The sequence below is a fragment of the Parvibaculum sp. genome (assembly GCF_002684405.1).
Classification (GTDB): Bacteria; Pseudomonadota; Alphaproteobacteria; order Parvibaculales; family Parvibaculaceae; genus Parvibaculum.
Genome location: NZ_NYVD01000050.1, coordinates 1 through 21,902, shown reverse-complemented (window position 1 = coordinate 21,902; position 21,902 = coordinate 1). Strand labels below are relative to the sequence as shown.

Below are 21,902 nucleotides of genomic sequence, written 5' to 3'. Positions count from 1 at the left end.
TCCTCATCCGTCCAGTCCTTCACAAGGTCCCAGGCGGCGTCGAGCGAATTCTGGTCGTACATGAGGCCGACCCAGAAGGCGGGCAGCGCGCAGATGCGGCTCCAGGGCCCGCCATCCGCGCCGCGCATTTCCATATAGTTCTTGATGCGCGCCTCGGGGAAGATCGTCGTCAGATGGTTGTTCCAGTCGCCGCGCGTGGGCAGCTCTCCCTTCATGCCCGGCAGTTCGCCCTTCAGGAAGTCGCGGAAGGACTGGCCGGTGACGTCGATATATTTCCCGTCGCGATAGACGAAATACATCGGCACGTCGAGCGCATAATCGACCCAGCGCTCGAAGCCGAAGCCCTCCTCGAAAACGAAAGGCACCATGCCTGCGCGCTCATTATCCGTATCGGTCCAGACGTGGCTGCGATAGGAGAGATAGCCGTTCGGCTTTCCTTCCGTGAACGGAGAATTGGCGAAAAGCGCGGTCGCCAGCGGCTGCAGCGCGATCCCGACACGCAGCTTCTGCACCATGTCGGCTTCCGACGCGAAGTCGAGGTTCACCTGCACCGTGCAGGACCGGTACATCATGTCGAGGCCCATGGTCCCGACCTTCTTCATGTACTCGGTCATGATCTTGTAGCGGCCCTTGGGCATGACGGGAATTTCGTCGCGCCGCCAGTTGGGCGTGAAGCCGAGCCCCAAAAAGCCGATATCGTGCTCGGCGGCGACTTCCTTCACCTGCGCCAGATGGTCGTGCACTTCCGAACAGGTCTGGTGGAGGTTTTCGAGCGGCGCGCCCGACAGCTCGAACTGGCCGCCCGGCTCCAGCGAGATATTGCCGAGCCCGTCGCCTTCCAGCCCGATCAGATAGCCGCCTTCCTCGATGGGCTTCCAGCCGAAGCGCTGCATGCCTTCGAGGATCGCGCGAATGCCGTGTTCGCCGTCATAGGCGACGGGCGAGCGGTCTTTCAGGCGGAAGGGGAATTTCTCGTGCTCGGTGCCGATGCGCCAGTCCGCTTTCGGCTTGTTGCCGCGCTCCAGCGCCCAGATCAGATCGTCGCGGCTCGAAATGGGCTCAGGCCCTGCAACCAGGATACTCATATAGGCCCCTTCCCGGACTTTCCGCCTTACTCGGCTTTAGCGGCCGGCGCTTCCCGAGTCAGAGCCCCCAGAAGTGATCCGGTCTTTCAGTTCGCCAAGATGTAGGAGCGGATGGGCAAAGAGGCAAGCCCCCGTTGCGCCTCACCAATCCCCCAGGATGAGCCCGGTCACGGCGAGCGCGGCAATGGCGGCGGTGTCGGCCCGCATGATGCGGGGGCCAAGCGAGAGCGCGGTCGTGTCTTTTCGCGCCCGCAGCATCTCGCGCTCCTCCGGCGCGAAGCCGCCTTCGGGGCCGACGACCACGGCCAGCGGCTTGCCTTTCAGGCCTTCCTTTTCCAGCCGTTCCAGCACGCCCCGCGCGCCGCCCGGCTCCTCGCTCTCGTCGCAGAACAGGATATGGCGCCCCGGCGCGATCTCGTCCCAGCGCTTGATGATCGCATCGAGTTTTTCCATTTCGCGGGCTTCCGGCACCGCCACGAGGCCGCATTGCTCGGCGGCTTCCACCACATTGGCCTGCAACCGCTCATCCTTCACGCGGGAGACGATGGTGCGCCGCGTCTGCACGGGCTGGATGACGCTCGCGCCCATTTCCGTCGCCTTCTGCGCGATGAAGTCGAGCCGCGCCTTCTTCACCGGCGCAAAGAGAAGCCAGATATCGGGCAGCGGCTCGTGGGGGCGCGTCTGCGTTTCGACGGCCAGCGTCGCCGCCTTTTTGGAGGCCGATTCGATCTGCGCCGCCCATTCCCCATCGCGCCCGTTGAAAAGGAGCACGCGCGCCCCCTCGCCCATGCGCATCACATTCACAATGTAGTGAGACTGGTCCTTGCCGAGCGTCAGCGACGCGCCTTGCGCAAGCCGCTCCTCGACATAAAGCCGCGTCTTTCCGGTCGCACAATGAGCGGGTGCATGATGCGGGGGGCTGTCTTTATCGTCCTGCATGAAGGCTTGCCTGATGAATCGGGAGGGCCGAGTGTCGCACGGACGAAAGATCAGGATAAGAGGGAGGTCATGAGCGAAATCCGGACAAGGCCCACCGCCCGCCTGCTGCCCTTCTCGCCGGACGGGCGCCTCCTTCTCGTGCGCATGCATGACCCGAATGTCGGCGGGCCGGAGGGCCATGTCCTGCGCGAGGCCTATTGGGTCACGGTGGGCGGCGCGGTCGATGAGGGCGAGACGCTGGAAGAGGCCGCCCGGCGTGAGCTCAAGGAAGAGACCGGCCTCGACGAGACGACCGCAAAGCTTGGGGCCCCCGTCTGGTATACCGAGCATGTGCTGACCGTGCATGGCGAGAAGCGTCTGTTGCAGGAAACCTTCTTCCTCGCCAATGCCTTCACCACCGACCTCACACATCAGGGCCTCGAAGACAGCGAGCGCGAGGTGATCGAGACCATGAGATGGTGGGAGCCCGCCGCGCTCCTCGCCAGCCCCGACACGGTGTTTCCCACCTCGCTGCGCGCGCATCTGCCTGCGCTATTGCGTGGCGAAGTGCCCGGCACTGTAATACACATCGACCCATGACAGACGAGCAGACGATGCAGGACAGAGTGGCCGACGCCGCGCCGGAAAACTGGGTGGACGCCTATGCGCCCGCCTTCACGCGGCCCTATCTGCGGCTTGCCCGCGCGGACCGGCCCATCGGCACTTGGCTCCTGTTGCTGCCGGGCTGGTGGTCCATCGCGCTGGCCGCCGACCTTCTGCCCAATATCTGGCTGATGGTCCTCTTCGGCGTCGGCGCGTTCGTCATGCGCGGCGCGGGCTGCACCTATAACGACATCGTGGACCGCGATTTCGACGCGCAGGTCGCGCGCACGCGCTCGCGCCCCATTCCGTCGGGCGCCGTCAGCCTCAAAATGGCCTGGGCCTTTCTGGCCCTTCAATGCCTCATCGGCCTCGGCATATTGCTGCTGCTCACGCCCTTTGCCATCGGGCTCGGCGTCGCCTCGCTCGCGCTCATCGCCGCCTATCCCTTCATGAAGCGCATCACCTATTGGCCGCAGGCCTGGCTCGGCCTCACCTTCAACTGGGGCGCGCTGATGGGCTGGGCCGCGGTGACGGACAGCCTCGCGCTGGCGCCCGTCCTCCTTTATGTCACCGGCATCGCCTGGACCATCGGCTACGACACGATCTATGCGCATCAGGACAAGGAAGACGATGCGCTCATCGGCGTGAAGTCCACCGCGCTGCGCTTCGGGCGCGAGACGGTGCTCTGGATGTGGCTCTTCTATGGCCTCACGGCGCTGGGGCTGCTGCTGGCCGGTCTCGCCGCCGGGCTCGGCTTCGGCTTCTACCTCCTCTGGCCGCTCGGCGTTCTCCACCTTGCCCAGCAGATCCTCCGCCTCGACACGGAAGACCCCCAGCTCTGCCTCTCGCTCTTCCGCTCCAACCGCGATTTCGGCCTGATCATCCTGGTGGCGATCGTGGCGGGCGCGCTGACGGGGTAAAAACACAGGTGTCGTCCCGGGATTTATTCCCGGGACCCACTCGCATTAGCCGCTTGCCGCAACCACCAATGGGTCCCGGCAACGAGTGCCGGGACGACGCTCTTGGTTTTGGTTTCTCCCGAAAATGCAAAGAAGGCTGTCACCCCGGGCTTGTCCCGGGGCCCAGGGGCCACAAGCACTGACCCCGTTGCCCTGGATCCCGGCACAAGCCCGGGATGACACCCTTGGTTTGGGGGAACACCTTGCGGCACCCTTCCTTCTTGCCAAAACCACCCTTTGCCCCCCATATCGAAAGCCTTGGCGGCAGGGGCCGCTTTTTGGATGTCACGCCCATGCGTCCCGCGATCATTCCCGGCCATTTGCAGGCCGGTTACGGCAATCGTCTCGCGCCCAATTACGTCACGCTGCCCGGCATTCTCTCACCGGAAGAATGCGAACGCCTCATCGCGCGTTTCGAAACGCGCGAGCTGGAGGATGGCGGGTTGGTGGGAGAGGTCTCGGCACCCGATGTGCGCCGTGCCGATCTCGTCTGGCTCGATGCCGAGCGCGTGGACCAGTGGGTGCTCACGCGCATGATGACGCTTGTCGCCGACGCCAATCGCGAGATGTTCGATTTCGTGCTGGGCGGCTTCGACGAGGCGCTGCAGCTCACCCGCTACCGGGCGGATGCGCTCGGCCATTACGACTGGCATGCCGATCGCGGCGGCGCCGGCTTTTCGCGCTTCCGCAAGCTCTCGGTCGTGGTGCAGCTTTCCCAGCCGGAGACGTATGAAGGCGGCGATCTGGAAATCAACGCGACGGGCATCGTCGAGGCGATGCCGAGAGACCGCGGCATGGCGATCCTCTTCCCGTCCCATGCGCTTCACCGCATCACGCCGGTAACGAACGGCACGCGGCACTCGCTGGTGACCTGGGTGCACGGGCCGAATTTCCGGTGACGCTCTTAGCAAAACAAGATTGTCACCCCGGGCTCGTCCCGGGGTCCAGGGGCCGCAAGCGCGGAGTCTGTTGCCCCTGGATCCCGGCATAAAGCCGGGATGACATTTAAGGCTTGGACGTGATCACTTCTCCGGCGGCTTCACATCTTCCAGCCGGTCCACCTTCCTGAGATCCGGGAAGAGCCACATCCACAAGCCCACCACGCCCAGCGTGCCCAGCCCGCCGATGATGACGGCGGGCACGGTGCCGAACCAGGCCGCCGTCACGCCGCTTTCGAATTCGCCAAGCTCGTTCGACCCGCCGATGAAAAGCATTTCCACCGCGCTGACGCGTCCCAGCATCACGCGCGGGGTCGCCAGCGGAATGATGGTGGAGCGCACATAGACGCTCACCATATCCGCCCCGCCCATCGCCATCAGCGCGCCCAGCGACAGCAGGAAATGCGTGGAGAGGCCGAAGACGATGGTCGCAACGCCGAAGAGCCCGATACAGCCGAACATCCACAATCCGGTATGGCGCGAGGGCGGCTTCCAGATGATGAGGAAATTCACAAGGAGCGCGCCGATGGCCGGGCCCGACCGCATAAGCCCCAGCCCTTCCGGCCCGACATGCAGAATGTCCTTTGCAAAGACCGGCAGCAGCGCCACCGCGCCGCCCAGCAGCACGGCGAAAAGATCGAGCGAGATCGCGCCCAGCACGATGGGCGTGCGGCGCATGAAGGCGATCCCCGCCATCACGCGCTCGAAGCCGCTGATGGCCGGTCCCTGCTGTTCCTCCGCCGCCTGCGGTTTGCGGATCAGCGAAAAGGTGAGACAGGAGAGCGCAAAGAGCACCGCGCAGGTGCCATAGGCCGCCGCCGGCCCGAAGATGTAGATCGCACCGCCCAGCGCCGGACCCGCGATCACCGCCACCTGAAAGGTCGACGAGCTGACGGCGATGGCGCGCGGCAGTTCATGGGCCGTCACCAGCATGGGCACGAAGGAGCGCGCGGCGGGCGCCATCACGGCGCGCGCGCAGCCAAAGGCGACCAGCACAGCGTAGAAATATCCCGGTGTCGTCGCGCCCGTCACGGTGAGCCAGATCAGCGCGCCCGCGCTCGCAGCCTCCGTCAACGTCGCCGCGCCGACGATGAGGCGGCGGGCCACCCGGTCGGCAATGTCGCCCGCCGGCAGCGTCAGCACCACCATGGGCAGAAACTGCGCAAGCCCCACAAAGCCCAGCGCCAGCGCGCTGCCCGTCAGATCGTAGATCTGCCAGCCCACCGCCACCGACTGGATCAGCATGGCGAGCGTCGCGGCGAAACGGCCGGAAAGATAGAAGACGAGATCGCGGTTGCGCATCAACTGCCCGAGCGTCGGCATCGGCGCGGGCGTGGTCGAATCGTCTGTCGGTGAGGTCGTCATGATCGCGCGTTTATGCCGCAAAGACGGCCTGCCGTCGCGTCCTGTTTTCGCAACAGACCGTTCACGGAAGGGGTCATGCCCCGCTTTCCGCCTGCACCCGGAACCAGTCGGCGATCTCCCTGGACTTGCCGTCGAGCACCTTGCCGGCCTCCGTGCTGCGCACCGGCTCGTGCTTCGGCCCGAAGAAAAGCTGCTCGGTGGTGACCAGCAGGCGCCAGTGCAGCTTCCGCCCCGCGGTCCTTGTCATCACATGATGCTCGATCTGGAAGGAGATGCCCTCGCTGTGGAAGGCATGGCGCTGCCGCACCCACTCCATATCCTCCACGCTCCAGCGGTCGTGCAGGAATTTCGGGTTGCTCAGCGCATAGAGCTGCCGCCAGTGCCGCAGGAAATGCGCGCTCGATAAATTGGCCATGAGGGGGTCCTTACCGCGACGTCCTCCCTTTCTACAACAATCCGCCCTTCACATCCCCGGTGTCGTCCCGGCCCTCCTTGCATGTAAGGAGGGCCGGGATGACACCAAGATTTAGAAGAACTCCGCCTGCGACAGCTCTGCCTTGAAATCGTTTTCATCCGTATGCAGCCACCAATGCGGATCGAAACTCGGGAAGCATATCTATGAAATTGAAATACGGTCCACCGCGATCGCCCGGCGCACAGCTGATCGAAGTCGCTTTCAACACTTCCTTGAGCCGCTTCCTCGTATCGATGGAAACAGTATCTCCAAGCGCAAGCACGGCAATATCGTTGTCCTGCTCGCAATAGAACGCCCAGTTCCCCTTGTCGGAGGCGGCGACGTAGCGAGCCAGGTCAAGAATCATGTCGTCCGAAGACCCGATTTCCTTCAATGCGTCAAAGAAGTCGGACCGCTGCGTTCCTTCTTCAAGGAAGGTGGTCTCAACGCGTCGGCCGCGCACGACAGGCGTGCATCCGAGATTGATCATCGCAATCGTGCTTGCATCCTCGTCTCTCAGAAGGAGGTTTTTTGCATCGATGAATTCGGATCCGAACAATGTAAGCGATTCAAAGAAGAGATAATCGTCCCAATCCCCGGCAAATACCTTGTCGGGAAAGAGAGTGTCCTCCTTGATCGCCGCGATGGCGTTCGCAAACGCTCTCCCGGCAGGCGTTTCAGTCGCCGTTTTGCTTCCTGTCATCCCAATCGTCACCTATCGCTGCTTCCGGAGGCTCGGTCGCATGGTCACCGCCTCTCTCCACTGAAGAGTTCCCGCATTAATTTGCCGCCCGGTGATGCCGGCCATTCTGGGGATCACACGGAGCGACAACAACAAACTCGACTGCGGCCAATATGCCGCAGTGTTTTCCGCTTGCATCACCCCGTCCCATTCCCATATATGTTGCGCCGCAACATGAATGGCGGTTCCGCTTTTGGGCCGCCATCTATCGAATGGAGACAGACATGTTCAGGGAATGGCTTGACGCCGCCGCTTCGGTGGCCGGTCTTTTCGCCGGCGTTCCCTTCTGGATCGAGCCCGTCGAGGGTGTATCCGGTCCCGTCGCCGCCGAAATGGCCGCCCGGGAAGAAGCAGCGCGCGAGGAGTTCGACAACGGAACCTTCGCCCTCTTCAAGCACGCCGCCGACTAAACCCGCTTTATAGAAGCGGATCGGCGCTGCCGAAGCAGTATTCATGAACCCCGGTTCCTTTCTTCGCAGATGCGAAGCGAGGACCGGGGTTTTTGTTGTCCGGCCGCTTTCCTTTTCCCGTCATGCCCCGCTTCATGCGGGGCATCCACGTCTTTGCCGCAATGGAAGGAAGACGTGGATGGCCCGGACAAGCCGGGCCATGACAAGAAGGGTGTGCAACCTAAAAATTGTCCCGATTGACCCCGAAGCTGAACCATGGTTCATTCCCTCCTGAATTGATATTCACTCCAAGGGATTCGAGAGGTTCGCATTGGCCTATCGCCGGACAGGGAAAGTCTCCGCCCGCCTCGCCGACAATCGGCGGCGCATTCTGAATTCCGCCCGCGAAATCGTGGCTGAAGGCGGATTCAGTTCCGCGCAGATGAGCGAGGTGGCGCGCCGGGCCGGTGTCGCCACGGGCACGCTCTACCGTTATTTCCCCTCCAAGGAGGATCTCTGCCGGCAGGTGTTTCGCGAGGTGTCGACCCGCGAGATGAACATTCTTGCGAATATCGCTTCAGAAGATGCGCCCGCCATGGAGCGGCTCGAATCCGTGCTGCGGACCTTCGCGGGCCGCGCCATTCAGGGCCGCCGCCTCGCCTATGCGCTGCTGGCCGAGCCCGTCGATGTGGGCCTCTCGGAAGACCGCACAAGGTTCCGCCGCACGCATGCACAGGTTTTCGCGGGCATTCTCGGAGATGCCATCGAGGCGGGCGATATTCCGCGGATCAACACGCAGATCGCGGCGGCCTGCATCGCGGGCGCCATTCCGACAGCGCTGATCGGGCCGCTTGCGCCGGAGTCGCATGACATTGAAGCCCAGGCCGGCGAGCGCGTGCTGGACGACATCGTCGCCTTTTGCCTGGCCGCGGTTCACGCAGGTCCCGTGGCAACCAAGAAGAACGAGAAAACCGAAGAGCGGAGGATCGCATCATGACCGCCAAAACCGTTGGCGCCGGCGAACTTTTATCCCCCCAGCAACTGGCCGTGGTGCGCGAGCGCTCCGATCTGCGCGGCACATGGCTCGTCGTCCATGCCTGGGGCGTCATCTTTCTTTCCATGGCGATGTTCGCCTGGTTCCCGAACCCGCTCACCTTCATCGCCGCGGTGGTGCTGATCGGCGGGCGCCAGCTCGGTCTTGCGATCCTGATGCATGACGGCGCGCATGGCATCCTCACGAAGAACCAGAAGCTCAACATGTTTCTGAGCCAGTGGTTCTGCGCCTATCCGATGCTGGCCGAAACGGGCGCCTATCGCCGCTATCACCTGAAGCATCACGCCAATACGCAGCAGCAGGAAGACCCCGACCTCATTCTGTCGGCGCCCTTCCCCATCACGAAGAAGAGCTTCCGCCGCAAGGTGGTCCGCGATCTCACCGGCCAGACCGGCTATCAGCAACGCAAGGCGCAGTTCCTGAACGCCATCGGCCCGTCGGACTGGCCGCTGTCGCAGCGCCTCGCCAATTTCAACAAGAAGCTGGGCAAGTCCGCGCTCACCAATGCGGCGCTTTTCGCCATTCTCTGGGCGGCCGGGCATCCCTGGTATTTCGTCACGCTCTGGGTTCTGCCGCTGCTCACCTGGCACCAGTTCATTACCCGCGTGCGCAATATCGCCGAGCACGCCATGGTGGATGACGACGATCCGTTCCGCTACGCCCGCACCACCCGCGCCGGGCTTTTCATGCGGGCCGTTCTCGCCCCCTATTGGGTGAACTACCATGTCGAGCATCACCTGATGATGTGGGTGCCCTGCTACAACCTGCCCAGGGCGCAGGCCTATCTCTTCGCCAACGGGTTCGGCGAGCGGATGGAGATCAAGGACAGCTATTTCGACGTGATCCGCATGGCGACCTCGCGGCCCGACAGCGACGACAGGCCGGGCGAGCTGAAGCACAATGCGCGCCGCCGCCGGGTGGAAGGCTCCATGGGCGAGGGCTTCGAGCCCAGCCAGGACGCTGCGTAAGCTGCCCTGCCGAATTTGCGACAAAAGGCCCGCCTTTCCGGAGGCGGGCCTTTCCATGTTAAACCTCTCCCCAACAAGACATTTGAGGGAGAAAGCGTCCATGAGCGCCGCAGAACAGAACCAGCCTGAAATCACCGAGGTGCGCGAGGCGCACCGTTTCGACGTGAAGCGCCTCGAAGACTGGTGCCGCGAGCATGTCGAGGGCTTTTCCGGCGATCTGGAGGTCCGCCAGTTCGAGGGCGGCCAGTCCAACCCCACCTTCCTGCTGACGAGTGGCGGCAAGCGTTATGTGATGCGCAAGAAGCCGCCCGGAAAGCTGCTCGCCTCCGCCCATCAGGTGGATCGCGAATACCGCGTCATGAAGGCGCTCGGGCCGACGGATGTGCCGGTCCCGCATATGTATGCGCTGTGCGAGGACGACGATGTCATCGGCACCGCCTTCTATGTCATGGAATATCTCGAAGGCCGCGTCTTTGCCGACCAGACCATGCCCGGCTCCAGCGAAGAAGAGCGCCGCGCCGTCTATGCCAATCTCGCCGAGAATTTGGCAAAGCTTCACGCCGTCGATTACGAGGCGGTGGGCCTTTCCGATTTCGGCCGCCCCGGCAATTATTTCGAGCGGCAGATCGGGCGCTGGATCAAGCAGTATCGCGGCGCGCAGACCGACGACATTCCCTCCATGGAACAGCTCATCGACTGGTTGCCGCAGAACATTCCCGACGAGCCCTCCGTCACCATCGCGCATGGCGATTACCGTCTCGGCAATGTGATGTTTCACCCGACCGAGCCGCGCATGATCGCCGTTCTGGACTGGGAGCTGTGCACCATCGGGCATCCGCTCGCAGATGTGGCCTATACCTGCATGTTCGACCTGATGGCCGTGTCCGCCACCGCCGCGCCCATCGATCGCTCCGCCACGCCGGGCATCCCGACGGTGGAGGAATATGTCGCGGATTATTGCCGGCAGGCGGGCCGCGACGGGATCGAGGATCTGAATTTCTACCTCGCCTTTTCCATGTTCCGCCTCGCCTCCATCAGCCAGGGCGTCTACAAGCGCGGGCTGGACGGCAATGCGAGTTCGGAACGGGCCAAAACCATGGGCGATGCCTGCCGTCACCTGGCGGACAAGGCATGGGAAATCGCGCAGTCGAGTTGACCGGCGCGGTCGCGTCCAAATCATGCTTAAGGCGGCCTTAACGGCGCGGTTTTTTGCCCGGCCAACAAGATGTTCTTAAAGAATCGCGCCTAACCTCTCCGGAATGAAGGAAACACCGTCCATTGAGGCGGTATGGGGCAGTCCATCCGGAGGTCGCATATGCACCCCTCGAAGGCGCAGCAGTCGAGCGCCCTGAACGAGGAAACGAAATGCCCGGCGGAAGCGGCGGCGGATGCCGTGCTTGCGCCTGTGAAGCCGTATGTGCAGCCCTCCGCCCAGCTTTTCCGTTCGCTGATCGAAAACGCCTCCGACATCTTCTCCATCATTCTGCCCGACTGGACGATCGGCTATCTCAGCCCGGCCGCATCCGATGTGCTCGGCTTCCCCGCGGAGAAGACCATCGGGCGGAGCATTCTCGATATGGTCCATCGCGAAGATCGCGCCCAGTTGAGGGACGACCTCGAAAGCTGCCTCAGCCATGCGGTGGAATCCTTCCGCATACGCACGCGCATGCGCTCTCCCGACGGGTCGTGGCGGGTCATGGAAACGCGGGCGCAGAACCATGTCGACGATCCCGAGATCGGCGGCATTCTCTGCATCACGCGCGACGTCACGCAGTCGGAGGAAATGGCCTCGCTGCTGCGCGAAGCCGAGGAGCTCGCGCGCTTCGGTCACTGGCGCTGGGTGAAGGGCGATCCCTCGCCGAACTGGTCGCCCGGCGTGGCGCGAATTCTGGGGCGTTCCGTTTCCGGCATGCCGAGAAGCGGCAACTGGTACGAACAGCTCGTCCATCCCAATGACCGCGACGAATTGCTGTCGAAATTCATCGAGGCCTTCGAGACCCATACGCCGATCCATTGCGTCACCCGCTTCCGCGCCTCCGACGGCACATGGCGCCACATCAAGATCCACGCCTATTCCGAAGTGGATGCGCATGATGAAATCGGCGCCCTTGTCGGGCTTGCGGAGGATGTGACGGAAGAGGTTCAAGCCGATCAGGCGCTGCGCACCTCCGAAGCCCGCTATCGTCTGTTGACGGAAGAAGCCTCCGACGTGGTGGCGCAATATGCGCTGGACGGCACGGTTCTCTACATCTCGCCTTCCGTGCAGTCGCTTTTCGGCTATCCGCCGGAAAACTATATCGGCACCTCCTTCGCCATGCAGCAGGTCCATCCCGACGACATGGCATGGATGTCGCCCGCCTTTCTGGAGCTCGAACACAACCGCGACATGGTTCGTTTCGAATATCGCGCCAGGCATGCGAACGGCGACTATATCTGGGTCGAGACCACCATGCGCGCCACGCGCAATCTCGGCGAGCGGGTGGAGATCATCGGCGTCACGCGCGACATCAATGCGCGCAAGGCCTATGAGGCGGAGCTCAAGGACGCGCGCGAGCGGGCGGAAGCCGCCAGCCGCACCAAATCGCGTTTCCTCGCCAATATGAGCCATGAGCTGCGCACGCCGCTCAACGCCATTATCGGCTTTTCCGAAATCCTCAACCTCCAGATGTTCGGCGAGCTCGGGCATGAGCGCTACAAGGAATACGCCCAGCTCATCAATGAAAGCGGCCAGCTCCTGCTCGACCTCATCAGCGACATTCTCGACATGTCGAAAATCGAGGCTGGCAAATACGAGCTGCATCCCGAAGAAGGCGACATGCATCAGATCGCCGAGGCGACGCTTCGCCTCGTGCGCGCCAGGGCTGACGAAAACCGTCAGAAGCTGGACCTCATCGTCCCGGGACCGGCACCTCTGCCCATCGTCGCGGATATCCGCGCGGTGAAGCAGATCCTGCTGAACCTTCTGTCCAATGCGATCAAGTTCACGCCGGCGGGCGGCCGGATTTCCATCGAGATCCAGCACCTCGACGACAGCTATATGCTGCGCATCACCGACAATGGCTGCGGCATTCCCGAAAGCCAGCTCCCGCGCCTCGGCCGGGCCTTCGAGCAGATTTCCGGCAATGCCGCCGTCGCCCAGCAGGGCACGGGCCTCGGCCTTGCGATGGTGCGCTCGCTGGCGGAAATGCATGGCGGCGATTTCCGCATCGAAAGCGAAATCGGCCGCGGCACGAGCGTCACGGTGCGGCTGCCCGTCATTCCTTTCTGCCCGCTGGAAACCCATGCGGACGAGGATACGCAGGCCCGGCTGCGCACGGCCTGAGGCCCCGCCTCAAATTCCCATGAACTGTTTCAGCGCCACGTCCATTTCGGCGAGCGCGCGGGCGCAATGCGTATCGTCATACATTGCCCGGTAATAGCTCTCGACATTGACGAAAGGCTTCAGCGGTTTTTCCTCGCCGAACATCGGCCCCAGACGTTCGAAGAAGAAGAGGATCGGCACCAGCGCGCAGTCGGCGAAGCTCAGCGTATCGCCGAGCGCATAGGCCGAGCCGTCCAGATAAGTGTCGAGCCAGCCCATGCCTTCGACCACTTCGCCCATGGCGCGCGCCACGAGGTTCTTGTCGCGCGTGCGCGGATCGATCTGGTCGAAGAGATCGCCCATCGGCTCCATCACATAGATTTCGCCGATGCGCGCCAGCAGGCGTATTTGCGCCCGCGCCACCGGGTCGGCGGGCAGAAGCGGCGCGCCCTCACCCTTCTCCTCGAAATATTCGCAGATCACATCGGATTCGGGGATCACGTGATCGCCGTCGATCAGCGTCGGCACCTTGTGCATCGGCGTCAGCGCGGCAAGCTCGGCCTTCACCGCGTCGTCCGATATCGGCAGCAGCTCGACATCGAGGCCCTTTGCATAGATGGCGATCCGGCAGCGCCCCGAATAGGGCGACAATTGTGCGTTGTACATCTGCATGTGAAGGAGCCTTTTTCAGTTTCTCCATCCGGACAAGCAGATGGCCGGCCCGGTTCCCCGGCACCGGCCATCCCTTCGTATCAGCGGTTCCCGCTCATACCGTCTGTTCCACGCCGCAGGCGGATCATTCGGCGGCTGCGCGGACCTTGTCCTTGTACTTCTTGAATTCAAGCCGCGCGATGGTGCGGTTATGCACCTCGTCCGGGCCGTCCGCCAGACGCAGCGTGCGAATGCCGGAATACATCTTGGCGAGACCGAAATCGCTCGTCACGCCGCCGCCGCCATGGGCCTGGATGGCGTCGTCGATCACCTTGAGGGCGATGTTCGGCGCCGCGACCTTGATCATGGCGATCTCGGTGCGGGCGACCTTGTTGCCCACCGTGTCCATCATATAGGCGGCCTTCAGCGTCAGAAGACGCGCCATTTCGATGTTGGTGCGGGCTTCGGCCACGCGCTGCTCCCACACGGAGTGATCGGCAATCGTCTTGCCGAAGGCCTCGCGGGAGAGAAGGCGCTCGCACATCTTTTCGAGCGCGCGCTCGGCCACGCCGATGGTGCGCATGCAGTGATGGATACGGCCCGGGCCAAGCCGTCCCTGGCTGATCTCGAAGCCGCGGCCTTCGCCGAGCAGAAGGTTTTCCGCCGGCACGCGCACATTTTCGAGGATCACTTCGGCATGGCCGTGCGGCGCGTCGTCATAGCCGAAAACCGGCAGCATACGGACGACCTTCACACCCGGCGCGTCGAGCGGCACGAGGATCTGCGACTGCTGACGATAGGTGTCGGCTTCCGGATCGGTCTTGCCCATCAGGATCGCGATCTTGCAGCGCGGATCGCCCACCCCCGACGACCACCACTTGCGGCCGTTGATGACATATTCGTCGCCGTCGCGCTCGATGCGGGTGGCGATGTTGGTCGCATCGGAAGAGGCGACAGCCGGTTCCGTCATCAGGAAGGCGGAGCGCATCTCGCCGTTCAGCAGCGGCTCCAGATATTCCTTCTTCTGGCGGTCGTTGCCGTAGCGTTCCAGCACTTCCATGTTGCCGGTGTCCGGCGCGGAGCAGTTGAACACTTCCGACGACCAGCCCACGCGGCCCATGATCTCGCAGAGCGTCGCATATTCGAGATTGGTCAGACCGCCGCCGAGTTCGGATTCCGGCAGGAACAGGTTCCACAGGCCCGCTTCGCGCGCCTTCGGCTTCAGGTCTTCGAGGATCTGCGGCACCTGCCAGGGATTACCCTGCGCGCGGAACTCGTCCATCTGCTTCTGGTAGGTGTCTTCGTTGGGATAGATGTACTCATCCATGAATTTGTTCAGGCGGGCCTGAAGCTCTTTCACTTTGTCGGAATAAGCAAAATCCATATCGTCTCCCCTTTCTTTCTTTTGTGTTGGAGGAACCCCGTGGAGTGCGGAGCCCCGATTGCAATGCGAATGGGCGGGACTCTAACGGAGGTCCCGGCGTAAATCACGCATAAAGCCGTATCGGGGGTGAGGTATTCCGCCGCTGCCTGAAAGCGGGCCGCGCCATCAGCCGCGCCGCGCGGCAAAGAAGGCGCGCAACATGGCGGCCGCGTCATTTTCTCCGATCCCGCCATAGACATCCGGCCGGTGATGACAGGTCGGATGGGAAAAGATACGCGGGCCGTGATCGACGCCGCCGCCCTTCTCGTCCGCCGCGCCGTAATAGAGGCGGCGAATGCGCGCGAAGGAAATTGCTGCAGCGCACATAGGACAGGGTTCGAGCGTCACATAGAGATCGCAGTCGATCAGCCGCTCCGACCCCAGCACCGCGCAGGCCTCGCGAATGGCCAGCAGTTCCGCATGTGCCGTCGGGTCTTTAAGTTCCAGCGTCCGGTTGCCCGCGCGCGCAATCGCCTCTCCCGCTGGCGACATCACGACCGCGCCGATCGGCACCTCGCCGCGCGCTTCGGCGGCCCGCGCTTCGGCGAGCGCGAGGTCCATGGGCGTCCTCGGGGGCGTCTTCGGGGGCGTTGTTTTTTGCTGTCTGTCGGCGGCGTCGCTCATGCGCGGAACCTATCACACCTCTATGGATGTCATCCCGTCGGCACCGCGATAGGCGTGGCGGGAACGCCGGCCCCGATATCGATCCATCCGGCGGACTGGATTTCCTTGATGAGGAATGTCCCGACCGGCGTTATCCGCCCGATATTGCCCTGCGCAAGAAGTCCGACGATGATATTCGAGTTGGCCGCGCGATTGGTCATGGGCAGGTCCAGCACGTCGAACTCGACGAGATATCCCTTTGCCGACTGGGCCGTGACCACGAAATGTCCGCCGCATGGCGTGGAAAGGATGGCGTCGCTGGCACTCTGGAATGCACCGAAGGCGGAGGCTTCCAGCATATCCAGATAGCTCTGCTTCGTGGGGTCGAAACCGATGTCCTCGGTGATGCCGGTCCCGACCATCCGGAACACCACCTCTCCGGTTTTGAAATATTCGACCAGGAGGATGCGCGGCATGATTTTGTGGATCGCCGCCGGATTGAAGTCGGCACGGTCGGGCAGGAAACCGGATTTCGGCAGGCTGTCCCAGTACTGGAAGAACTGCTTCGTCTCCGGATGAGAAAATCTATCGGGCATGATCTCCCTTATTGCACCTTACCCCGCCACTTACTTTAAACATTAAACCCGGCAAAAGTTAAATGTCCGGCGGAGAGCTTTTCTTACTATTACGTCTTTACGCAATAAGAGCTTCGGGGCGGTGCCCGATCACTTGCAGACCGCCTGTATCGGCGCGGGCACGCATAGGTGGTCCGGGCGGTTTGGACGAGCCGTCGCCGGGAAGGGAAACCCGAAAAAGAGCCCGCTCACAGATATTTCCGCAGCTCCGCCGTATAGGGCCGGTAGCCCGCGCGACCGTAAATATCCATGGTTCGGCTGTTGGCGCTCAGTGCGCCGATCATGATCTGCCTGAGGCCCCGCCGCCGCGCTTCGTCTTCGCACGCCGCGATCAGCGCCTGCCCGACGCCGAGCCCCCGCGCCTCCTCGTTCACGTAAAGCTCGGTGATATAGGCGTAAGTCCGCTCTTCCTCGGTGACGAAAAGCGGCGCCTCCTCGACCACCAGCACGCCCCAGCCGATAACCTCGCCTTGCCTTTCCGCGACGAAGGCCCGGCCCTGCTTCTGCGCCAGCTCCTCCACCAGCTCGGCGAAATACTCATCCGCCACCGCGGGATCGAGCCGCCGATTGGGCTCGACCTCATGCTCATAGCGCTGCGAGCCCATGATGAAGGACAGCGCGGCTTGTTTGTCGGCGGTGAGGTCGATATCGCGGAGCTGGAAGGTCATGGGACGGAGGATATCCTAGGTGAGTACGCATACGGCGGGCGCGTGCCCACACACTACCCCCAAGTGCAAAACCTGTTTAGTGGCAACTCTACCGTGTATCGGCTGCGTCGTTTATATGCGGGAAAGCCCCTCAAAATCGAGGAACCGGATATAATCTCGAGCACAATATGGAACATATTAATCAGATTAATACTTATGTAAGCTAACTACACTGACCGAGCGCGCTCAAGGGGGATGATTCATGAACAATGAGAATTCGAGCCCGTCTGAAAACTTGTCATCGTCAGAATTACATTGGAGCGATGAGAACTATCGTATCCTCAGGAACGGAGTGCAAGCCGTATGCTTAGCGCTTGACGTAACGACATCTTCCTTTTTAAAAGAAATGAGAAAAATACAACTCCAAACAAACCCAACACTAACCAAGTCCAACCTGCCAGACCAAAAAACAATTCAACGATTTTTATTTAATAAAGAATCCCACCCCAACACACTTTTCAGGAAACCTGAACATCTATTTTTGGCCCTAGAGGCTTGCAGAATAATAATAGATTCCACGGATATAAAAAACTCCGCACCCGACCAAGATATTCTCAATCTTATTGGTATGCTTAAAAGATACAGTTCATTTAAATTAAAAAAAACTTCTATTACTAAAATAGATAATGGGAAGAAGTTTTACTCAAGAGAGGAACTCGAGAAAATACGAAACGCTATAGTTGCACCTCAAACCGATGACCCCGACTACCCAGAATTTCCTCCACATTCTCCTAGATTTCCCGCCACTCCTACATACCCAATCGACGTAGGAGACCGAAAAATATACATAAAGGACGAGAGTTTTAACCCAACCGGAAGCCATAAAGATCGCTGGGCTTGGGAAATGCTCCTGCAATATAAACAGATAGTTGCAGAAGCTATTGCCAAAGGCCCTCCCTACGGGGTCCAAATCTCTTCCATGATTTCGGCAGGCAGTGCGGCTTTAGCCGCTCAGATGCTTTTCCGGGCCAGAGGACTCCCCAGCCTAAAAGTAATAATGGACCAAACAAGAACATCTCAATCTATAGTAAAACTACTTGAATCCTTGGGAGCTGAGGTGAAGCTTCATGATTTAGATGCACGAGAACTCACTAAAGATGATGTCCTAGAGATAACTGACAACATCGGAGGTAGAGAAATTACCTCGCGAAGTTCAGATGCACCATATGAAAGTACTTTTTATGACTGGCTCGTTTATGAAATACTTAATGAAGTAGAGCCAGGAACGCCAACTCACATTTTTTTACCCGTGGGAAGCGGAGACTTGTTTTCGAATATAGCATACATATTGAGGAAAGAAAAAAATGGAGAAGTTCACGACCCTCGACTACAGATATCAATGAAAGATCTAGATAAAATATATGTTTATGGGGCAACTACAGAAGAGGAAAAAACAAACATGGTTAAACTCTATGCAAAATACAGACCCTCCCTAGAAAGGATAAAAGACGAATTAGTTTCATTTAAATACGACAAAATCATTGGTGACAAATCAGGAATTTTTTACATAACAGACGAACATGCGAAGAATGCTAGGCAGTACGCTCAACATAACAATATACGACATGAATTATCTAGTCTTGCAGGTCTTGCTCTTTTTATAAAAATTCAAAACGACATACCTTTGAAGGACAAAGTGATTGTTGTAAACACTGGATGGATGCACGTCCCCCCATTTACTTCATAGTTTTCAATGTCACCTGCCAGAACACGCGGCGGAGCACTAAGGGTGGTAGGCCTTAAATTGAAAACGCTCGGACACGTTTGGGAATTTTCGGACACCCTGTAGACAATTCCTTATTTCTGTCCCTACCCACCTCACTCTGGTTCCCAGATGTCGCAATAAAGGATTAAGTTCCAGAACCTTGTCGATTTGCGCGCCTATCTATCCGTGGGAATTGTTTTGGGACGGCCTCTCATAGGCAAAATTTCCAATCCCCTCGGAGGAGGTTGAAATGGAGCGCACAACCAAGTTTTCTCTGGACAGCTTTTACTCATCGGAAATCGACAATCATCTGCAGGAAATCCCCTCGGTCGATAGCTCGGCACTTCTTGCGGCACAACCACTAACACTGCAACTTCGTCAAGCTCTGGAATACGACGCCTTTGTGTTCTGGGATTCCTCAGAAATGTCCAAAGCCGTTGGCGATGCCAATGCAGACATTCTCATTAAGGCCGCGCGCCATGCTCCTCTCGACCCTCAAGATCCGCGAGGGAATAGACATCGATACTTTGGGAGCGGCTTTTTCTTTCCCTGGCAGGAAGGGATGCCGTGGAGTGTCATTCCTCCGCGTGTAGACCCACATAGCGGCTGGGCATTTACCAGCTATTTTCAGCCTGCGGAGATTAATGTGGATGCAGGAGGTATTGTCCGTCGTTTTCATCCTATTCCGCATGAGATTTGGCAGCTCCCAGCACTCCGTCGTCTGGTCGACATCTTATTCGTATCGACGCCGCATGCTCTCGTCTCAAGGCAAAAGCCTGTAGTGTTCAATTTACATATCATCCACCTGAGAAGTGACGGAGTTCGTGCGGCGGTCTCGGTTCCCGACCATATGCACCAAGATCTGGAGCCAATTACCTACGTCATCTTGCTCGATCGCTCGAAAAATGCGGCCGGCGGTGTTTCTCATATAGGTAAGGCTGCCGCAGCACATGCCGCTAAGAATGCTCAGGATGTGAAAGACGGTGATATCATCGCAAAACGTACTTTGACCGGAAAATTTTCTGGTCTGGGTTTCTGGGATGCTCGCGTTTCACATGATGTTTCTCCTGTCTACTCAAGCGACGGTCAGCCAGCATGGCGCTCCGTACTTCTTGTCGACTTCGGCAATATCACTATCTGAGCATCCCAAACACCGACCTCCCCCACCGCCGGGGGGAGGTCGTTTCTCACTATGCTGTGGGGTAAACCCACACGATGATTGACCAACCTTTCGCCCACTTCCCGCTTTCCCCGCGCCCTGATAAAGAGAGCGCATGACGACACCCTCGGCGGACACGCCCCCGAAAGCCAACGACCAGCCGACCGACGACGCGCAAGCGACGCCGGAGGGCGAACGCATTGCGAAGGTGATTGCGCGCGCGGGCGTCTGCTCGCGCCGCGAGGCGGAGAAGCTGATCGCCGAGGGCCGCGTCAGCGTGGACGGCCAGGTGCTTTCGAGCCCCGCCCTCAATGTCACGGGCGCCGAAAAGATCGTGGTGGACGGCAATCCGCTGCCCCAGCAGGAGCCGACCCGGCTCTGGCGCTATTACAAGGAGGCGGGCCTCGTCACCACGGCGCGCGATCCGGAGGGGCGGCCCACCGTCTTTTCCCGCCTGCCCAAGGACATGCCCCGCGTGGTCTCGGTCGGGCGGCTCGACGTGAACACGGAAGGCCTGCTGCTCCTCACCAATGACGGCGAGCTGGCCCGCCTGCTGGAACTGCCCTCCACCGGCTGGACGCGGCGCTATCGCGCCCGCGCGCATGGCCGCGTCACCCAGGCCGATCTCGACAAGCTGAAAAACGGCGTCACGGTCGAGGGCGTCCGCTACGGCGCCATCGAGGCCACGCTCGACAAGGCGCAAGGGGCCAATGTCTGGATCACGCTGTCGCTCAAGGAGGGGAAAAACCGCGAGGTGAAAAAGGTGCTGGGCTCGATCGGCCTGGCGGTGAACCGCCTCATCCGGCTTTCCTATGGCCCCTTCCAGTGCGGCGACCTGCAGCCCGGCGAGGTGCGCGTGGTGCCCAATCGCGTGCTGATGGACCAGCTCGGCAACAATGCCGAGAAATTCGGCGGCAAGCGCCCTGCCGACCATCCGACGCAAGAAAAGAATAACAATTCACAACAACGAAAACCCGCAGGAACCGGCCGGAAACCGTCGCAAAAAGGCGGCGGCAAACCTGCTGCGAAATCCGGAACCAAGACCGGCGGGGCTCGCAAGACAAAAGGTGGCGCCCATGCGCATCGTCGGCGGCGCGTTTAGGGGCCGCGTGCTTCATGCGCCGGAGGGGCAGCGTCTGCGCCCGACCAGCGACCGAACGCGTGAATCCCTGTTCAATATTTTGGAACATGGGAAATTCGGCGAGAATCTGCCGGATTTCTCGCTTCAGGGCGCCCGCGTGCTCGACCTGTTCGCCGGGACGGGCGCGCTCGGCATCGAGGCCTTGTCGCGCGGCGCGGGCTTCGCGCTCTTTGTGGACGACAGCGCGGAGAGCCGTGGCGTCATACGTGAGAATCTGGATTCACTCGGAATCATGGGCCGCGCCAAGATCTATCGCCGCGACGCCGCCCGCCTCGGCCCGCGCGAGGGAAGTGCTGGACCTGAATTCACTTTATTGTTTGCCGACCCGCCCTATGGCAAGGGCCTGGCCGGCCCGGCGCTGACGACCGCACTTGCCGGCGGCTGGATCGGCCCCGGCGCGCTCTGCGTCGTGGAGGAAAACGCCAAATCCGATTTCGAGGCGCCGGAGGGGTTCGTCGAGCTCGACCGCCGCCGCTATCGCGACACGGAGATCGTGTTTCTGACCCCCGCCGCTTGACCGTGAATGAGGGCATGGGGTCAATCTTGCCCCGCTCATGCTCTATCTCGCCCGAACCATCGTTCAACCTTGCCCGAAGCTCTCCATCCTCGACGAAACCTGGCTTCAACCTCGACAGAAAGAAGGACCGAGCCCGTGCCCCTGATCTCCGGCCTCTCCGCCATTGCCGACAATTACGACGCCCTTCTCTGCGATGTCTGGGGCGTCCTGCACAATGGCAAGCGGGCCTATCCGGGCGTGCCGGAGGCGCTTTCCCGCTTCCGCGCCAAAGGCGGCACGGTGCTGCTCCTGTCCAACGCGCCGCGCCCGTCGGCCACGCTGCCGGCCATGTTCGAGCAGCTCGGCATTCCGCAGGACGGCTATGACGGCATTCTGACCTCCGGCGATGCGACCCGGGAATGCCTCGCCTCGCGCCAGTTCGGCACGGCCTGCTATCACATCGGCCCGGAGCGCGACCTGCCGCTTTTCGAGGACACGGGCGTTTCCCGCGTCGGCGAGGCGGAGGGCGAGTTCATTCTGGTCACCGGCCCCTTCGACGACGAGACCGAAGGGCCGGACGATTATACCGAACAGTTTCAACGGCTT

At 60.9% G+C, this 21,902-nt stretch carries 22 protein-coding genes and 1 pseudogene; 13 read left to right on the top strand and 10 right to left on the bottom strand.

From position 1 onward, the window contains the following. Together CMI59_RS04530 and CMI59_RS04525 are read right to left on the bottom strand one after the other, a co-directional pair. Positions 1–1,085: glutamate--cysteine ligase (locus CMI59_RS04530; RefSeq protein ID WP_293325336.1), on the bottom strand; the 1,085-nt coding region annotated here is incomplete at its 3' end. Positions 1,086–1,226: 141 nt separating this feature from the next. Then, entirely contained in the window at positions 1,227–2,024 is a 798-nt protein-coding gene (locus CMI59_RS04525; RefSeq protein ID WP_293325333.1) for a 16S rRNA (uracil(1498)-N(3))-methyltransferase, read from the bottom strand. Between the two features lie 69 nt (positions 2,025–2,093). Between CMI59_RS04525 and CMI59_RS04520 the strand changes: the two genes are divergently transcribed. The 3 genes from CMI59_RS04520 (at position 2,094) to CMI59_RS04510 (ending at position 4,464) form a co-directional block, all read left to right on the top strand. Beyond that, positions 2,094–2,603 carry an NUDIX domain-containing protein gene (locus tag CMI59_RS04520; protein ID WP_293325330.1) on the top strand — a complete coding sequence of 170 codons (510 nt, stop codon included), beginning with the start codon at positions 2,094–2,096 and terminating at the stop codon, positions 2,601–2,603. Continuing rightward, positions 2,600–3,526 carry a 4-hydroxybenzoate octaprenyltransferase gene (ubiA, locus tag CMI59_RS04515; RefSeq protein WP_293325328.1) on the top strand — a complete coding sequence of 309 codons (927 nt, stop codon included), beginning with the start codon at positions 2,600–2,602 and terminating at the stop codon, positions 3,524–3,526. The genes CMI59_RS04520 and ubiA overlap by 4 nt, the downstream gene beginning before the upstream one ends. Positions 3,527–3,858: 332 nt before the next feature. Next, positions 3,859–4,464 carry a 2OG-Fe(II) oxygenase gene (locus CMI59_RS04510; RefSeq protein ID WP_293325325.1) on the top strand — a complete coding sequence of 202 codons (606 nt, stop codon included), beginning with the start codon at positions 3,859–3,861 and terminating at the stop codon, positions 4,462–4,464. Between the two features lie 123 nt (positions 4,465–4,587). Here the strand turns inward: CMI59_RS04510 and CMI59_RS04505 are convergent, their stop codons facing one another. From CMI59_RS04505 to CMI59_RS04495, 3 genes are all read right to left on the bottom strand, one after another. Then, positions 4,588–5,868, bottom strand: a complete 1,281-nt coding sequence (locus CMI59_RS04505; protein WP_293325322.1) for an MFS transporter — start codon at positions 5,866–5,868, stop codon at positions 4,588–4,590. A gap of 73 nt (positions 5,869–5,941) precedes the next feature. Continuing rightward, complete coding sequence (locus CMI59_RS04500; RefSeq protein ID WP_293325319.1) at positions 5,942–6,283, bottom strand: hypothetical protein; 342 nt, start codon at positions 6,281–6,283, stop codon at positions 5,942–5,944. A gap of 154 nt (positions 6,284–6,437) precedes the next feature. Next, a complete protein-coding gene (locus CMI59_RS04495; RefSeq protein WP_293325316.1) occupies positions 6,438–7,025 on the bottom strand; it encodes a hypothetical protein in 588 nt (195 codons plus the stop codon). A 263-nt stretch (positions 7,026–7,288) separates the two neighbouring features. Between CMI59_RS04495 and CMI59_RS04490 the strand changes: the two genes are divergently transcribed. From CMI59_RS04490 to CMI59_RS04470, 5 genes are all read left to right on the top strand, one after another. Next, positions 7,289–7,474, top strand: coding sequence for a hypothetical protein (locus tag CMI59_RS04490; RefSeq protein ID WP_293325313.1), 186 nt, complete (start codon positions 7,289–7,291; stop codon positions 7,472–7,474). A gap of 310 nt (positions 7,475–7,784) precedes the next feature. After that, positions 7,785–8,450 (top strand): TetR/AcrR family transcriptional regulator, encoded by a 666-nt coding sequence (locus tag CMI59_RS04485; RefSeq protein WP_293325310.1) that lies wholly within the window; start codon positions 7,785–7,787, stop codon positions 8,448–8,450. After that, entirely contained in the window at positions 8,447–9,475 is a 1,029-nt protein-coding gene (locus tag CMI59_RS04480; protein ID WP_293325307.1) for a fatty acid desaturase family protein, read from the top strand. The genes CMI59_RS04485 and CMI59_RS04480 overlap by 4 nt, the downstream gene beginning before the upstream one ends. Positions 9,476–9,575: 100 nt before the next feature. Continuing rightward, a complete protein-coding gene (locus CMI59_RS04475) occupies positions 9,576–10,631 on the top strand; it encodes a phosphotransferase (RefSeq protein ID WP_293325304.1) in 1,056 nt (351 codons plus the stop codon). A gap of 159 nt (positions 10,632–10,790) precedes the next feature. After that, positions 10,791–12,797, top strand: a complete 2,007-nt coding sequence (locus CMI59_RS04470) for a PAS domain S-box protein (protein ID WP_293325301.1) — start codon at positions 10,791–10,793, stop codon at positions 12,795–12,797. A 9-nt stretch (positions 12,798–12,806) separates the two neighbouring features. Here the strand turns inward: CMI59_RS04470 and CMI59_RS04465 are convergent, their stop codons facing one another. The 5 genes from CMI59_RS04465 to CMI59_RS04445 all read right to left on the bottom strand — a co-directional run bounded on the left by CMI59_RS04465 (position 12,807) and on the right by CMI59_RS04445 (position 16,756). Continuing rightward, positions 12,807–13,448 carry a glutathione S-transferase family protein gene (locus CMI59_RS04465; protein WP_293325298.1) on the bottom strand — a complete coding sequence of 214 codons (642 nt, stop codon included), beginning with the start codon at positions 13,446–13,448 and terminating at the stop codon, positions 12,807–12,809. A gap of 124 nt (positions 13,449–13,572) precedes the next feature. Then, positions 13,573–14,811, bottom strand: a complete 1,239-nt coding sequence (locus tag CMI59_RS04460) for an acyl-CoA dehydrogenase family protein (RefSeq protein WP_293325295.1) — start codon at positions 14,809–14,811, stop codon at positions 13,573–13,575. A gap of 165 nt (positions 14,812–14,976) precedes the next feature. Then, on the bottom strand, positions 14,977–15,411 hold the full coding sequence (locus CMI59_RS04455; protein ID WP_293325292.1) for a nucleoside deaminase: 435 nt from the start codon (positions 15,409–15,411) through the stop codon (positions 14,977–14,979). 92 nt (positions 15,412–15,503) lie between these two features. Then, positions 15,504–16,049 (bottom strand): PAS domain-containing protein, encoded by a 546-nt coding sequence (locus tag CMI59_RS04450; protein ID WP_293325289.1) that lies wholly within the window; start codon positions 16,047–16,049, stop codon positions 15,504–15,506. A 227-nt stretch (positions 16,050–16,276) separates the two neighbouring features. Continuing rightward, positions 16,277–16,756 carry a GNAT family N-acetyltransferase gene (locus CMI59_RS04445; protein WP_293325287.1) on the bottom strand — a complete coding sequence of 160 codons (480 nt, stop codon included), beginning with the start codon at positions 16,754–16,756 and terminating at the stop codon, positions 16,277–16,279. A gap of 241 nt (positions 16,757–16,997) precedes the next feature. On the opposite strand from CMI59_RS04445, the gene CMI59_RS04440 reads away from it, so the two are divergent. From CMI59_RS04440 to CMI59_RS04420, 5 genes and pseudogenes are all read left to right on the top strand, one after another. Then, positions 16,998–18,482 (top strand): PLP-dependent lyase/thiolase, encoded by a 1,485-nt coding sequence (locus tag CMI59_RS04440; protein ID WP_293325285.1) that lies wholly within the window; start codon positions 16,998–17,000, stop codon positions 18,480–18,482. A 268-nt stretch (positions 18,483–18,750) separates the two neighbouring features. Continuing rightward, a complete protein-coding gene (locus tag CMI59_RS04435) occupies positions 18,751–19,641 on the top strand; it encodes a 2OG-Fe dioxygenase family protein (RefSeq protein WP_293325282.1) in 891 nt (296 codons plus the stop codon). 133 nt (positions 19,642–19,774) lie between these two features. Next, positions 19,775–20,761, top strand: a complete 987-nt coding sequence (locus tag CMI59_RS04430; protein ID WP_293325279.1) for a pseudouridine synthase — start codon at positions 19,775–19,777, stop codon at positions 20,759–20,761. Further along, complete coding sequence (gene rsmD, locus CMI59_RS04425) at positions 20,736–21,317, top strand: 16S rRNA (guanine(966)-N(2))-methyltransferase RsmD (RefSeq protein ID WP_293325276.1); 582 nt, start codon at positions 20,736–20,738, stop codon at positions 21,315–21,317. Before CMI59_RS04430 ends, rsmD begins: the two co-directional genes overlap by 26 nt. A gap of 135 nt (positions 21,318–21,452) precedes the next feature. Then, positions 21,453–21,902: pseudogene (locus CMI59_RS04420) on the top strand (TIGR01459 family HAD-type hydrolase); the annotation flags it as partial.

Excerpts from the sequence above, each read along its gene's own strand:
- CMI59_RS04525 (WP_293325333.1), bottom strand. The coding sequence starts at position 2,024 with ATGCAGGACGATAAAGACAGCCCCCCGCATCATGCACCCGCTCATTGT.
- CMI59_RS04520 (WP_293325330.1), top strand. The coding sequence starts at position 2,094 with ATGAGCGAAATCCGGACAAGGCCCACCGCCCGCCTGCTGCCCTTCTCG.
- ubiA (WP_293325328.1), top strand. The coding sequence starts at position 2,600 with ATGACAGACGAGCAGACGATGCAGGACAGAGTGGCCGACGCCGCGCCG.
- CMI59_RS04510 (WP_293325325.1), top strand. The coding sequence starts at position 3,859 with ATGCGTCCCGCGATCATTCCCGGCCATTTGCAGGCCGGTTACGGCAAT.
- CMI59_RS04505 (WP_293325322.1), bottom strand. The coding sequence starts at position 5,868 with ATGACGACCTCACCGACAGACGATTCGACCACGCCCGCGCCGATGCCG.
- CMI59_RS04500 (WP_293325319.1), bottom strand. The coding sequence starts at position 6,283 with ATGGCCAATTTATCGAGCGCGCATTTCCTGCGGCACTGGCGGCAGCTC.
- CMI59_RS04495 (WP_293325316.1), bottom strand. The coding sequence starts at position 7,025 with ATGACAGGAAGCAAAACGGCGACTGAAACGCCTGCCGGGAGAGCGTTT.
- CMI59_RS04490 (WP_293325313.1), top strand. The coding sequence starts at position 7,289 with ATGTTCAGGGAATGGCTTGACGCCGCCGCTTCGGTGGCCGGTCTTTTC.
- CMI59_RS04480 (WP_293325307.1), top strand. The coding sequence starts at position 8,447 with ATGACCGCCAAAACCGTTGGCGCCGGCGAACTTTTATCCCCCCAGCAA.
- CMI59_RS04475 (WP_293325304.1), top strand. The coding sequence starts at position 9,576 with ATGAGCGCCGCAGAACAGAACCAGCCTGAAATCACCGAGGTGCGCGAG.
- CMI59_RS04470 (WP_293325301.1), top strand. The coding sequence starts at position 10,791 with ATGCACCCCTCGAAGGCGCAGCAGTCGAGCGCCCTGAACGAGGAAACG.
- CMI59_RS04465 (WP_293325298.1), bottom strand. The coding sequence starts at position 13,448 with ATGCAGATGTACAACGCACAATTGTCGCCCTATTCGGGGCGCTGCCGG.
- CMI59_RS04460 (WP_293325295.1), bottom strand. The coding sequence starts at position 14,811 with ATGGATTTTGCTTATTCCGACAAAGTGAAAGAGCTTCAGGCCCGCCTG.
- CMI59_RS04455 (WP_293325292.1), bottom strand. The coding sequence starts at position 15,411 with ATGGACCTCGCGCTCGCCGAAGCGCGGGCCGCCGAAGCGCGCGGCGAG.
- CMI59_RS04450 (WP_293325289.1), bottom strand. The coding sequence starts at position 16,049 with ATGCCCGATAGATTTTCTCATCCGGAGACGAAGCAGTTCTTCCAGTAC.
- CMI59_RS04445 (WP_293325287.1), bottom strand. The coding sequence starts at position 16,756 with ATGACCTTCCAGCTCCGCGATATCGACCTCACCGCCGACAAACAAGCC.
- CMI59_RS04440 (WP_293325285.1), top strand. The coding sequence starts at position 16,998 with ATGAACAATGAGAATTCGAGCCCGTCTGAAAACTTGTCATCGTCAGAA.
- CMI59_RS04435 (WP_293325282.1), top strand. The coding sequence starts at position 18,751 with ATGGAGCGCACAACCAAGTTTTCTCTGGACAGCTTTTACTCATCGGAA.
- CMI59_RS04430 (WP_293325279.1), top strand. The coding sequence starts at position 19,775 with ATGACGACACCCTCGGCGGACACGCCCCCGAAAGCCAACGACCAGCCG.
- rsmD (WP_293325276.1), top strand. The coding sequence starts at position 20,736 with ATGCGCATCGTCGGCGGCGCGTTTAGGGGCCGCGTGCTTCATGCGCCG.